Origin of the sequence: Corallococcus sp. BB11-1 (genome assembly GCF_026626625.1) — a bacterium.
Classification (GTDB): domain Bacteria; phylum Myxococcota; class Myxococcia; order Myxococcales; family Myxococcaceae; genus Corallococcus; species Corallococcus soli.
Genome location: NZ_JAPNJY010000022.1, coordinates 291,296 through 304,851 on the forward strand (window position 1 = coordinate 291,296; position 13,556 = coordinate 304,851).

A 13,556-nucleotide genomic window follows, 5' to 3' on the forward strand; every position below is an offset into this window, starting at 1 on the left:
AAGGCGAAACCATGAACTTCACCGCCCTGTTCATCCGCCGCCCGGTCGTGGCGCTGGTGGTCAACCTCCTCATCATCATCGCGGGCCTGCAGGCCCTGGGCTCGCTCAACGTGCGGCAGTACCCGCGCAGCGAGAACGCCGACATCACCGTCACCACCGCCTACGTCGGCGCCAACGCGGAGCTGGTCCGCGGCTTCATCACCACCCCGCTGGAGCGCGCCATCGCCGCCGCGGACGGCATCGACTACGTGGAGTCCCAGAGCCTGCAGGGCGTCTCCATCGTCCGCGCCCGGCTCAAGCTCAACTACGACTCCAACCGCGCCCTGAGTGAGATCAGCGCCAAGGTCGACCAGGTGCGCGGAGACCTGCCGCCCGAAGCGCAGGTCCCCGTGATGGGCATCGAGTCCGCGGACAGCCAGTTCGCCGTCGCCTACCTCAACTTCACCTCCGACTTCCTCCAGCAGAACGAGCTGTCCGACTACCTGGTGCGGGTGGTGCAGCCCCGGCTGTCCTCCGTGGAGGGCGTGCAGCGCGCGGACATCCTGGGGGCGCGCACGTTCGCGATGCGGGTGTGGATGAAGCCGGACCGGATGGCCGCGCTCAACGTCAGCCCCAGCCAGGTCCGTCAGGCGCTCGCCAGCAACAATTCGCTGGCCGCCGTGGGCCAGACGAAGGGGTCGCTGGTCCAGGTGAACCTCACCGCGAACACGAGCCTGCGCTCCGTGGAGGAGTTCCGGCAGCTCATCGTCCGCAAGGACGGCGGCGCGGTGGTGCGGCTGTCGGACATCGCGGACGTGGTGCTGGGGGCGGAGGACTACGACAACGACGTCACCCTCAACGGGCAGACGGCGGTGTTCGTCGGCATCTGGTCGCTGCCCAACGCCAACTCGCTGGACGTCATGCAGCGCATCCGCGAGGAGATGGGCGCGCTGCAGCGGGAGATGCCGGAGCAGATTGAAGCCAGCATCGCCTTCGACGGGACGGAGTACATCCAGAACGCCATCGACGAGGTGGTGAGCACGCTGGGTGAGACGCTGCTCATCGTCGTGGTGGTCATCTTCCTCTTCCTGGGCTCCGTGCGCTCCATCCTGGTGCCGGTGGTGGCCATCCCGGTGTCGCTCATCGGCACCGTGTTCCTGATGCAGATGTTCGGCTTCACGGTGAACCTGCTCACCCTGCTCGCGGTGGTGCTGTCGGTGGGCCTGGTCGTGGACGACGCCATCGTCGTGGTGGAGAACGTGGAGCGCCACCTGCGCGACGGGCTGAGTCCGGTGGACGCCGCGCTCAAGAGCGCGCGGGAGCTGGTGGGCCCCATCATCGCGATGACGCTCACGCTCGCCGCGGTGTACGCGCCCATCGCCTTCCAGGGCGGGCTCACGGGCTCGCTGTTCCGGGAGTTCGCGCTCACCCTGGCCGGGGCCGTGGCGCTGTCGGGCGTGGTGGCGCTGACGCTCTCCCCCATGATGTCCGCCGCGCTGCTGCGGGCAGGCCACGAGGACAAGGGGCTGGCGGGGGTCATCAACCGCGCCTTTGATCGCCTGCGGGGCGCGTACGCGCGCAGCCTGGATCGCTCGTTGCGGACGCGGGGGCCCGTCTACGCCGCGTGGGTGGTGCTGAGCCTGCTGGCCGTCCTGATGTTCACCCAGTCGCCCACGGAGCTGGCGCCGACGGAGGACCAGGGCATCGTCTTCGGCATCGTCAGCACCCCGTCCAACTCCACGTTGGATCAGCTCGCGCCGTCCATGGGCGAGGTGAGCAAGACGCTCCTGGCGATGCCAGAGGCCGACTTCATCTTCCAGATCATGAACCCGGCCAGCGGGTTCTGGGGCCTGTCGCTGAAGCCGTGGGAGAAGCGCCAGCGCTCCGCGGCGCAGGTGCTGGCGGAGACGCAGGAGCGGGTGAACGTCCTGCCGGGCGTCCAGACCTTCGTCATCCAGCCCTCCGCGCTCCCGGGCGGTGGCAACTTCCCGGTGGAGTTCATCATCGCGTCCACGGCGGAGGCGGAGGAGCTGCTGGGGTTCGCCCAGCAGCTCCAGGAGAAGGCGACGCAGAGCGGCCTGTTCGCCTTCCCGCCCATCATCGACATGAAGCTGGACCAGCCCCAGTCGGAGGTGGTGGTGGACCGTGAGAAGGTCGCGCAGCTGGGACTGGACCTGGGCACGGTGGGGCAGGACCTGGGCGCGGCGGTGGGCGGCAACTTCGTCAACCGCTTCAACATCGCCGGCCGCAGCTACAAGGTCATCCCGCAGGTGCTGCGCGTCTCCCGGCTCAACCCCGAGCAGCTCAAGGACGTGCACGTCACCGGCCCGGACGGCAAGCTCGTGGCCCTGTCGTCCATCGCCACCCTGCGCAACACGGTGGCGCCCCGGTCGCTCAACCGCTTCCAGCAGCTCAATGCCGTCAAGCTGAGCGGCGTGGCCATCCGTCCGCTGGACGAGGCCCTCACCTACCTGGAGACGGAGGCCACGCGCATCCTGCCCGCGGGCTACCGCATCGACTACACGGGCGAGTCCCGGCAGCTGCGCGTGGAGGGCAACACGTTCCTCCCGGCGTTCATGCTCGCGGTGGTGCTCATCTTCCTGGTGCTCGCGGCCCAGTTCAACAGCTTCAGGGATCCGTTCATCATCCTGGCGGGCTCCGTGCCCCTGGCCCTCTTCGGCGCGTTGATCACCACGTTCCTGAAGATGCCGAACCCGAACCTGCCCTACTTCACCGACAGCTTCACCACCACGCTCAACATCTACTCGCAGGTGGGGTTGGTCACGCTGGTGGGGCTCATCGCGAAGAACGGCATCCTCATCGTCGACTTCGCCAACCGGCTCCAGGAGGAGGGCAGGACGAAGCTCGAAGCGGTGCAGGAGGCCGCCGCGGAGCGGCTGCGTCCCATCCTGATGACCACCGTGGCCACCGTCGCGGGCCACTTCCCGCTCGTCCTGGTCGCGGGGCCCGGAGCGGCGGCGCGCAACAGCATCGGGCTGGTGCTGGTGACGGGCATGGCGCTGGGCACGGTCTTCACCCTCTACTTCGTGCCGGCCATCTACCTGCTCATCTCCCGGACGCGCACCGCCCCCGCGCGCGAAGGCCTCACCCCGGTGGAGGCGCCCCACTGAGGCGGGCGGGTCCGCGCGTCGCGCTGGAGCCTCCAGCGCGACGCACGTCCTCTCCCCGGCTACCTCAGGGCGCGCACTTCGCGGGGCCCAACGTGGCCCCGTAGTACGGCGTGTAGAGGTCCGGCAGGAGCGTGAAGTTGCAGGTGTTCACCGCCTCCGGCGACAGGTTCTGGTTCGCCTGCATGTAGCGCGCGACGTAGTCACGCACCCCGTCCGCGGAGGACCACAGCAGGCGGCCCTCCTTGAACATGCTGTACCCGCCGCCGCCACCGCCGCGGTAGTTGTTGACGGCGATGCGGAAGACCTGGTCATCCCGGACGTCCACGCCCTGGAAGCGCAGGTGCGTGAGCCGGGAGCCCGCGGGCTTCGTCAGGTCGTAGCCGTAGTCGATGCGCGAGTAGAGGTCCCAGTTGTAGTCCGCGACGACGGGCGTGGTGGCCTTCGCGTCCGCGGGCTTCGCGGGCAGGTTGGCCGCGTCCAGCTGCTTGAAGTACAGCGTGTTCATCTCCAGCGCGCGCCGGAGGATGGAGCCGTTGATCTCCATCACGTACAGCGTGTTGTCGTAGATGTAGACGCTGTAGGCGTCGCGCAGGGTGACGTCCCCCGCCGGCAGCGCGACGTCATTGGAGAACAGGGCGGTCGCGGACAGGTCCACGGGGAAGCCGGCCTCCTCCGCGGCCTCCTCCTGCACGATGTTGAGCAGGTCCCCCAGGGCGCTGTCCACGTAGCGTCCGGCGAAGCCCCCCGTGAAGGCCGCCGTGGTGCTGCCAATCTTCTGGTTGACGTAGGTCACCGTGGTGTCGTGGTAGGCCTGGGTGAGCTGCTTGACGGTGGCATCCTCCACCACCGTGTCGTCCACCGCGTGGAGCTGCGAGTCGTGGGCTTCCACGCCCCAGCGCTCGTCCTTCCAGGTGACGTTGAGCTGCACGTGGGCCAGGTGGCTGCCCCAGCGGTTGGGCTGCGTGAGGAGGACCTCACGGCCGTCCTGGTTCTTCAGCAGCATCTTCGGGATGGGCTGGTGGGTGTGGCCGGTGAGGAGCACGTCCACGTCCGCCACCTGCTGGGCGATCTGCACCGCCGCGTTCTCACCGGGGAGGTTGCCCCGGTCGGTCCACTTCGTGGCATCCGCGTAGTCCGCGAGCCACGACTCGGGGCTGCTCGCGCTGCCCACCGGCTGCTTGTCCGGGCCGCTGTGGATGGCCACCACCACCACGTCCGCGCCGGCCTGCTTCATCTTCGGCACGTAGGCCTTCGCGGTCTCCACCGGGTCATCGAAGCGCAGCCCGGTGATGTTGTCCTTGCGCTCCCACGTCGCCACGCCCGGCGTCACGAGGCCCAGGATGCCGACCTTCACGTCGCACACCGTGGTCATCACGTACGGGGTGAAGGCCTCGGAGCCGTCCGCGCTCTTGCGCACGTTCGCGCCGAGCAGGGGGAAGTTCGCCTCGCTCTTGAACTTGTTGAGGACGTCCTGGCCGTAGTTGAACTCGTGATTGCCCAGGGCCATGGCGGTATAGCCCAGCTCGTTCATGGCGGTGGCCATGGGGTGCTTGGGCGCGTTGTCCACGATGGCGTAGTAGGTGCCGAGCGGCGAGCCCTGGATGGTGTCGCCGGTGTCGAAGAGCAGCGTGCAGTCCGGGTTCTTCGCGCGCTCCTGCTTGATGAGCGTGGCCACCCTGGCGAGGCCGCGCTTCGCGTCCGGCTTCCCGGTGAAGTAGTCCCACGGGAAGATGTTGGTGTGCAGGTCGCTCGTCTGCAGCAGCGTCAGCGTGCGCGGCGAGGTGTCCAGCGGGGGCGGGACGGGCGGTTCGTCGTCGGAGTCACAGGCGGCGAACAGTGAGCAGGCGCCCACCAGGGACAGGGTGCGCAGCGTGCGCGAGGAAACAGGAAAACGCATCAGGGACCTCGATGAAGGGTGCTGCCGGGCAGCACAGCCCGGGGCCGAGCACCCTACCGTCTCCCTCCGACATGCTCCTGGATTCGCTGGCGGCGCCATGCGTGCCGCAGGACTCGCCCATTAGCGCGGCACCCCGCGAGCAGGCCCCGTCCCCTGCCTCCGTCAGGTGCGCCCGGGCCAGGGCGTCACAGGGCCCGCGGACGCTCCGGCGTCCCGACCGCGGCTGCTGACCCGAGGTCTCATCCCATCGCTCACGTCCCCCGGATTTTCGTACCGGGTCAGATTCCGAGAAGGTCATGCAGCCGAAATTGAACCGGCTCCTGCGGGCGCTTGCCCGCGAGGGGCTCGACGTCACGTACGACGGTCGTGTCTACACCGTTCGACTCCTGGCGGATCCCCACGCCCCCGCCGCCGAGGTGCTCCTCCCACCCGACCTGCCCGTGGAGGGCAAGGCCTTCCAGCAGCTCGCCGCGCTCGCGGCGCTCCACCATCCGAACGGCGGGCGCGTGAAGCAGGTGCGCGCCACGCCCGACTTCCATCCCGGTGACTCCGGGGTGGCCATCGGGTCGGTGGTGCACACCGAGGGCATGGTGGTGCCCGGCGCCGTGGGCACGGACATCAACTGCGGCATGCGCCTGCATGTCGCGGACATCCCCGTGGACGCCTTCCTCGCCCGCCGCGACGCCTTCGTCGAGCGGATGAAGGGGCACTGCTTCTTCGGCACGCGGGACGTGGCCCAGGGCTCGCGCGCGCTGGAGGCCCTGCTGCGCGACGGCCTGCCGGGCTGGCTCCTGGAGACGCAGGAGCAGCCGCTGGGCATGTCGGCCCGGGCGGACCTGGACCAGTTGGACCGCGAGTCCGCGCGCGTCTACCTGGGGGGTGCGCTCGAAGGAGACCCGTCGTGGGCGCCCACCGGGCTGCGGCGGGAGGGCGTGGTGCGCGACCCGGGGCTCGCCACCATCGGCGGGGGCAACCACTTCGTGGAGGTGCAGCGGGTGGAGGCGGTGGTGGACCGCGCGCGGGCCTGGGACTGGGGCGTGCGCGAGGGACAGCTCGCGTTCATGGTGCACTCCGGCTCGCGCGACATGGGCAAGCACGTGGGACGGACGTGGCAGGAGCGGGTCCGGGCGGCGTGGCCCGCGGGCGCCCCCTTCCCGAAGAGCGGAATCTTCCCGCTCGTGGATCCGGACCAGGTGCGCGAGTACCTGAAGGCGGAGGCGACGGCGGCCAACTACGCCTTCCTCAACCGGCTGCTGCTCGCGGAGCTGGTGCGGCAGACGCTGCGCGAGCTGTTCGGGGACGTGGAGGCGCCGCTCGTCTACGACGTGCCGCACAACATCACCCTGCCCTGGGAGGGGGGATGGCTGGCGCGCAAGGGGGCGTGCCCGGCGGAGGCTGAACAGCCGGTCATCATCCCCGGCTCCATGGGGGCCGAGTCCTACCTGATGCGGGGGCTGGGCAACGCGGGGGCCCTGTCCTCGGCCTCGCACGGGGCCGGACGGGCGCGCTCGCGCTTCTCCATGTCGCGGGGCGGCGCGGAGCACCGCGAGGAGGCGCTGGGCCTCACCGGGGTGGACTGCATCGCGATGCGGGCCGAGCGCCGCATCGAGGAGGCACCCGCGGCCTACAAGCCCATCGGTTCGGTGGTGGGCTCGCAGGTGGCGGCGGACATCGTGCGGGAGGTGGCGCGGCTGCGCCCCCTGATGACCTTCAAGGCCTGAGCCGAGGGTGCTGAGGCGATGCGGAGCGCGCATCGCCTCCCACCCCGTGGCCCGGAGGTCGGTGGCCACCCATTGGTTAGCCATTGTGCTAAGTATCCCGTCATGATACTTAGCCAGAAGGAACAGTATCAGGAGCAGCTGAGCGGCATCTTCCAGGCGCTCGCGGATCCCACCCGTCGCGCCGTCCTGGCGCGGCTGGGCCTGGGCCCCGCGAGCATCAGCGACCTGGCGGCGCCCTTCGACATGGCGCTGCCCTCCTTCATGAAGCACATCCACCTGCTGGAAGGCAGTGGATTGATCCGGACGCACAAGGAAGGCCGCGTCCGGACGTGTGCCCTTGAAAAGAAGCCCTTCGCCACCGTCGAAGGGTGGCTGTCCTCGCAGCGGGCGCTCTGGGAAGGCCGCACCGACAGGCTCGAGCAGTTCGTCACCACCGCCCACGACAAGGAAGAACCCAGATGAGCGTTTCGCCCAATCCAGAGCTCGACCTGACGATTTCACGGATCATCAAGGCCCCCCGCGCGGTGGTCTGGAAGGCCTGGACGACCCCCGCGAGCTTCGAGCAATGGTGGGTGCCCGCCCCCGCCCGCTGCAAGGTCGTGGAGATGGACCTCCGCCCCGGCGGCGCCTTCGCCACCCGGTTCAGCGAGGACGGCGGTGACTTCGTCCCGCACCTGACGGCGTGCTTCCTCGCGGTGGACCCGCTGGAGCGGATCGTCTTCACCAACGCCCTGACGGGGGGATGGCGGCCCGCCGAGGCCCCCTTCCTCCTCATGACCGCCAGCATCACGCTGCGGGAGCATCCGCAGGGGACGGAGTACCTCGCGCACGTGATGCACACGAACCCCGCCGACAGGAACAAGCACCAGGAGCTGGGCTTCTTCGACGGGTGGGGCACCGTCACGGAGCAGCTCGCCGCCCTCGCCGAGCGCGGGCTGGATGGACGGGCCTGACGCGGGGGTTGGAGCGCGGTGACGACCGGGGTTGCGGCCCCCCGCTGGCCAGGGCCATCAGCTCGCTGCCGCCCCCAGGACCGCGCGCCGGACAAGCCCGCGCAGGTATCCGGCCGCGGGGTCGGCATGGGTGCGCTCATGCCAGCACAGCGCGATCTTGACGCTGTGTGCCGGGAACGGTGCGTTGACGGCGCGCACCCCCAGGCGTGTGCCCTGGGCGGCGACGAGTGACCCTGGCAGCGTCGCGACGAAATCCGTTGATGCCACGACCGCCGCGGCGGCCGTGAACGAAGGCACCGTCACCGCGACCTCACGGCGAATGCCCGCGCGCGCGTACGCAGCGCCGACGAGATCACGAAAGGCCTTGCCCGGCACCATCTCCACGCCGACATGCCGGAGCGTGCCGAGCACCCGCGCGGACACGCGTGCCCCCAGCGCGGGATGGCCTCCCCGGGCCACGAGCACGGTGCGCTCCTCCAACAACGGCTGGAGGTGCAGCCCCGTACCCCGTCCGGCCAGACCGATGTGCAGGTCGATCCGGGGCGACGCCAGGTCGCCGAGCGAGACCAGCGAGTCGATGCCAACCACCGAGAGGCGCGCCCTGGGCATCTCCTCGGTCATCAGCGCGACGATGCGTGGCACCCAGGTGAGCTGTCCCGCATCCGCGACGGCGAGCGTGAAGGCGCGCGTGCAGCCTGTCGGCTCGAACGAGGCTTCGCGGATCGCGAGCTCCAGCTCACGCAGGCCGCGCGCGATGGCGGGCGCGAGCGCGAGCGCGCGAGGCGTGGGGACGATGCCGCGACCCTTGCGCGTCACGAGCGGATCCCCGAGCACCGAGCGGAGGCGGGCCAGGCCGTTGCTGACCGCGGACGGCGTGACGTGGAGCCTGCTCGCCGCGCGCGCCACGCTGCCCTCGGTGAGCACGGCGTGGAGCATCGCGAGGAGGTTGAGGTCCAGGGAGGTGATGGGATTGCTCACGGCCCGTGAGGTTAGACCTCACCAATCATCACTACCAGGGAGGGTTTGTCGAACCCATGATTCGGGCATGCACAAGTTGCTCGGCGGGCTCGTCGCGGGTGCGCTCATCGCGTGTCACTCCCCCTCTCTCCTTCCTCCTCGGAGCACTCCCATGTCCACGGTGCAGCACCTCCAGGTCCTCGACTCGTTCATCGCGTACCGTGAATCCGGAGCCGGCTCGCCCATCGTGTTCCTGCACGGCAACCCCACGTCCTCGCATGTCTGGCGCAACGTGATTCCACGGCTCGCCGACCGCGGCCGGTGCCTCGCGCCCGACCTCATCGGCATGGGGCACTCGGGCAAGCCCGACATCCCCTATCGCTTCGCGGATCACGCGCGGTACCTGGATGCGTGGTTCGCGGCGCTCGACCTGCGTGACGTCGTGCTCGTGGGCTACGACTGGGGAGGTGTCCTCGCCCTGGACTGGGCGCGGCGACACCCTAACCGCGTGCGCGGCGTGGTCGTGTTCGAGACGTTCCTCCGGCCGATGCACTGGAGCGACTGGCCTCCACAGGGCGAGCAGCTGTTCCGCGCGCTGCGCACGCCTGGGACTGGCGAGGAGCTGGTGCTTGAGAAGAACGAGTTCCTGGCGCGGTCGCTCGCGAACGGCGTCCTGCGCGGCCTGTCGTCGAGCGACCGTGACGTCTATGACGCCCCCTTCCCCGACCCGGCCTCGCGCCGGCCGGTGCTGCAGTGGCCTCGGGAGATCCCCATCGACAGCGAGCCCGCCGACGTCGCCGCGGTGATCGAGGCCTACGACGCGTGGCTCGCGCGCTCCGCGAAGCCGGCGCTCCTGCTGACGTTCGGTGACACCGGGCTCAGCGCACCCAGGATCATCGAGTGGGCACGCAGCACGCTCCCGGCGCTCGAAATCATCCCACTGGCCCGGGCGGGACACCACGCGCCTGAAGACGCGCCGGAGGAGATCGCGCAGGCCGTTCGTGGTTGGCTTGAGCGCCACGCGCTGTGAGCGCCAGGCCCGGTTGACGCCACGGTTCACCTTCGCGGCGCGGACTCCAGGCCCGACAGCGCGGGCCCATGACACGCACGCGCCGCCGGGCCCCCACGCAGGGATGGGCCCGGCCAGCCACCGCCGTAGGCCGCCCTCAGTGCGCGGACTGCGCCGACACGCCGTCCTTGCCCATGGCCACCAGCTCCTCGCGCCGCAGCAACAGACGCGCATCGTTCTTGGGGAGGATGCGCACCTGGAAGCGCCGCTGGGCCATGTCGTCCGCCGTGAAGACGCCCCGGTCGCTCACGAGCAGCAGCGCCGTGGGCACCGTGTACCGGGCGGAGTTGTTGCCGTAGTAGTGCACCACCACGTGGTACGGCCCCGGCGCCGCCTTGCGGGCGTGGTACAGCTCCGGCCCCAGGCCGTCGGTGATGTCCCAGTACAGCTTCCCGCCCAGCCTCGTGTCCTTCTGCCGGTAGAAGCACTTCTCCCCGTTCGGCTCGATGACCCACAGGTCGATGTCCGTGCTGTCCGAGTTCCAGTGCGTGGTGAGCTGGTAGTCGATGGGCTGGGCGTTCGCGAACGTCGCCACCCCGTCCGGTCCGGGCAGCTCGGCGCGGCGCGCTCGCAGCGCGGAGGCCGCTCCCTTGAGCGGGGACTGCCGCTCCAGGCCCGCCAGCATCCGCGCGTAGTGGAAGCCCGCCACCGTGCGGACCTCGCCGCCGTGCCGCTTCCAGCGGCGCGCCAGCACGATTTCGTAGTTCCGGGCCGCCTCCGAATAGCGTCCGGCCGCATCCAGCGCGAGCGCCTCCTCCAGGAAGGCCTGCGCCTCGAAGGGACGGCTGAGCCGCACGTGCTCGAAGAGCTCCGCCGCCGCCGGGTACTGCCCCAGCGCCAGCAGGCCGTACCCCACCAGGCGCAGCGCCTCCGCGTCCTGCGAGCGCAGCTCCACCGGCGAGGACAGCGCCCGCACCGCGCCCCACGTGTCCCCCGAGAAGGCGCGCCTGCGGGCCACCGTCTCGTAGATCATCACGTCGTCCCGGTTCTCCCGCCGCGCCTTGCGGTAGTCCAGCTCCGCCTGGAGCCGCGCGTCACCGCCCGCGTACGGCGCGTCCCGCAGCGGCTGACGCTGAAGCAGCGGCTTCAGCGCCGCCTTCTGCTCCGCCAGCCGCGCCACCACCGCGAGCCCCGTTTCGGGCACGTCGTCCAGCGCGATGCCCAGCAGCTTGTCCCGGCGCTGGTCCTCTTCCCGGCGGCGCAGCGCCTCCAGGTTGCCCAGGTCCACCTGCTCGTCGCGGACGGCGTAGCGTGAGTAGTCACCTTCGGACTCCAGCACGAGCATGGACGCGCGCGCGTTGGCCAGCCGGTAGTGCTGGCTGAGCGCCACCACCATCCGGTCCAGCCGTTCGTCGTCCAGCGACACCAGCCGCGACACGAACAGCTCCGCCCACGCCCGGGGCGCGAAGGCGCTGTCCTCGTCGAGCGGGAGGGGGATGCGCAGCGTCCGCTCCGGCCCGTTGCCGGCCTGGGTCACCACCTCCAGCTCCGGAGCGCCCTTGCCCGGCAGCCGCCCCGCCACCTGCAGCTCCTGCCCCGGGAAGACGAGGCGCGGCCTACCCGCCACCACCAGGTCCTTCACGTCCGCGCCGACCACGGACACGCGCGACAGCACCACCGACGCCGCCCGGTGCGCCTTCGCCGCGGACTCCACCTCCGCCGCCGACAGGACGTTCACCCCGCGCCCGCCGCTGGAGCGCGCCAGCGCGTCGAACAGCTCCGTGTTCACCGCGGCCTCGCCGAAGCGGTACGTCACCCAGCGCAGCGACTCCACGCACGGGTGCCGGGACAGGAGCGCGTCCACGCGGCTCTGTCCCCAGGTGATGTTGCCGTCGGAGAGCAGGAAGGCCGTCACCCGCTCGCCGGACGCCGCGGGCTTGAGCCACTCGCGCCCGGCCCGGTCCAGCTCCTCCAGCGCGCCGTCCACGTGCGAGGCGCCCTCCAGGAAGACGCGCTCCAGCTCCGCGAAGCTCTCCTGCCGGTGCTTCGCGTCGTTCGCGCGGAAGCCCGGCCCGTGCAGCCAGCGGGGGCGCACGTCGAAGAGGAGCACCGCGTACTCCTTCAACGTCGGGTCCTTCTCCAGGAGCGCGCGCAGCGTGGCCGCCTGGATGGCCCAGGCGTTGCCGTCCTCGGAGGACAGCGAGGTGTCCACCACCAGCACCGCGCGGCCCGTGGGGGCGCCCTCCTCGCCGGAGGTGAGCCGGGCCGGCAGTCGCACCCGCGCGTGGAAGGCGTGGCCTGGCAGCCCCGCGGCGTCCCCGCCCACCAGCACGTCCGCGTCCTCGTGGCGCGGCTTCAGGGCCACCGCCAGCGCCCCGTCACCCGCGAGCTTCGGGAAGTCGTAGACCTGCCAGCCGCCGACCTTGCGGGCCCTGGCGCCAGCGTCCGGCTGCACCGTGATCTCCGGCGCCTGCCGGGAGTCCACGTGGACGCGCGCGGTGACGCGCAGCTGTGGGCCCGCTCCCACGGGCAGCGGCCATGTGTAGCGCAGGCGCTGTCCGTCGAAGAGGAGCGTCTGCTCATACGCGATGACGACGCGCTTGAGGGACTTCGGGGGCAGCGGGAAGACGCGCGCGCTGAAGGTGGAGGCGCCCGACCATTCGAGCAGCGCGGGGTCCACGTTGCGGCGCACGACGTCCTCATAGACTTCCCGGGCGCGCTTCTGTTCGACGACGCGGGCCTCCTGGATGACGCCCCAGGAGCGCTTCGCCCCCTGGGGCGCTGGCGGCGCGGAGGCGGTGAGCTGCGCGGACTCCGTCGAGTCGTCGCCCAGCGGCGGCAGCAGGTCCGACGACTGGAAGAGCGACGGCGTGTCCACCGTCACCGCCCCCGAGTACAGCGCGAAGCCCGCCACCGTCGCGCCACCGGGCAGCGGGTAGTAGAACGTGCCCTCCAGGTTGCGGCCCGTGTCGTTCTCGAAGAGGTGGTCCACCACCGTCCGCGCGCGGGAGCCCTGGATGTACGTGACGACGCGGATGGCGCGGGCCTTGAGGGGCTGGTAGCGACCGTCGTCGCTCATCACCAGCACCTTGGCGGCGCGCGGGGCGGACTCCACGCGCGGGAGCACCGGCTTGGGGGCGTCCGGCGTGGAAGCCACCTTCTTCGCGGGCGCAGGGGCCACGTCGTCGGAGTCGGAGCCCCCGCCTCCCTTGATGATCTGGATGATCTCGCGCCGACGTTGCTCCAGCACGGGGGGCCCGGCGGCAGGAGCAGGGGGCGGGGGCGCGCCGGACGAGCCCGCGAGCTGACCGCCGAGGACGCCACCCACCACGCCCCCGACGACGCCTCCGACGACGCCTCCGGCGGCACCCTCCGCGTACCCGTCCGCCTCGGACTCAGCGGGTGCCGCCTGGGGACGCGCGGCCCGGGGCGCCTGAAGTGCCAGGGGCTCGTGCGGCTCGGGGCGCGGCACGTCCGAGGGTACGTCCCGGGGCATGGCCTCCTCTTCCCCCAGGCCGGGAGCCTCATCGGCGTCCGCCACGGGTGTGCCTCCCCTGGACGCGGGGAGGGCCGCCCGCTCCTGTTGATCCGATGAGCGCCCCTGGGGATCCGAGAGCGCCATCAATTGCTGTTCGGAGAGCACTTGTGGATCCGCCACGGAGTCGCGCAGCGCCGCGAGGTCCACCTCCCCCGTGTCCGGCAATCCCGCGGCGGTGACGGGCGCCACCAGCCCCGCCTGGACGAAGGGCGCGGGAGGCGCCGTTGGCGCGGCGGGCCGGGACGAAGGGGCGTCCGAGTCCCGCTTGCAGCCCGCGGCGAGGAACCCCAACAACAGCAGGAGGGAGGAGGTGCGGTGCCATGACATGCGGGGAACGCTAGCCCATCTGCTTCGGGCCGGCGCACCACGGC

Annotated in this window: 8 protein-coding genes; 5 read left to right on the top strand and 3 right to left on the bottom strand. The window is 70.9% G+C overall.

All coding sequences use genetic code 11. From position 1 onward, the window contains the following. Positions 1–11: 11 nt before the first annotated feature. Complete coding sequence (locus OV207_RS17895) at positions 12–3,110, top strand: efflux RND transporter permease subunit (protein ID WP_267556376.1); 3,099 nt, start codon at positions 12–14, stop codon at positions 3,108–3,110. Between the two features lie 64 nt (positions 3,111–3,174). Here OV207_RS17895 and OV207_RS17900 read toward each other — a convergent pair whose 3' ends face one another. After that, positions 3,175–5,007 carry a bifunctional metallophosphatase/5'-nucleotidase gene (locus tag OV207_RS17900; RefSeq protein WP_267556377.1) on the bottom strand — a complete coding sequence of 611 codons (1,833 nt, stop codon included), beginning with the start codon at positions 5,005–5,007 and terminating at the stop codon, positions 3,175–3,177. Positions 5,008–5,303: 296 nt separating this feature from the next. On the opposite strand from OV207_RS17900, the gene OV207_RS17905 reads away from it, so the two are divergent. From OV207_RS17905 to OV207_RS17915, 3 genes are all read left to right on the top strand, one after another. Then, positions 5,304–6,728, top strand: a complete 1,425-nt coding sequence (locus OV207_RS17905; protein ID WP_267556378.1) for an RtcB family protein — start codon at positions 5,304–5,306, stop codon at positions 6,726–6,728. 102 nt (positions 6,729–6,830) lie between these two features. After that, entirely contained in the window at positions 6,831–7,190 is a 360-nt protein-coding gene (locus OV207_RS17910) for an ArsR/SmtB family transcription factor (RefSeq protein ID WP_267556379.1), read from the top strand. Continuing rightward, on the top strand, positions 7,187–7,681 hold the full coding sequence (locus OV207_RS17915; protein WP_267556380.1) for an SRPBCC family protein: 495 nt from the start codon (positions 7,187–7,189) through the stop codon (positions 7,679–7,681). The genes OV207_RS17910 and OV207_RS17915 overlap by 4 nt, the downstream gene beginning before the upstream one ends. A 57-nt stretch (positions 7,682–7,738) precedes the next feature. Here the strand turns inward: OV207_RS17915 and OV207_RS17920 are convergent, their stop codons facing one another. Next, entirely contained in the window at positions 7,739–8,659 is a 921-nt protein-coding gene (locus OV207_RS17920) for a LysR family transcriptional regulator (RefSeq protein ID WP_267556381.1), read from the bottom strand. A gap of 151 nt (positions 8,660–8,810) precedes the next feature. On the opposite strand from OV207_RS17920, the gene OV207_RS17925 reads away from it, so the two are divergent. Beyond that, positions 8,811–9,668 carry a haloalkane dehalogenase gene (locus OV207_RS17925; RefSeq protein ID WP_267556382.1) on the top strand — a complete coding sequence of 286 codons (858 nt, stop codon included), beginning with the start codon at positions 8,811–8,813 and terminating at the stop codon, positions 9,666–9,668. Positions 9,669–9,804: 136 nt separating this feature from the next. On the opposite strand, the gene OV207_RS17930 is transcribed toward OV207_RS17925, so the two are convergent. Beyond that, on the bottom strand, positions 9,805–13,512 hold the full coding sequence (locus OV207_RS17930; protein ID WP_267556383.1) for a VIT domain-containing protein: 3,708 nt from the start codon (positions 13,510–13,512) through the stop codon (positions 9,805–9,807). Between the last annotated feature and the right edge of the window lie 44 nt (positions 13,513–13,556).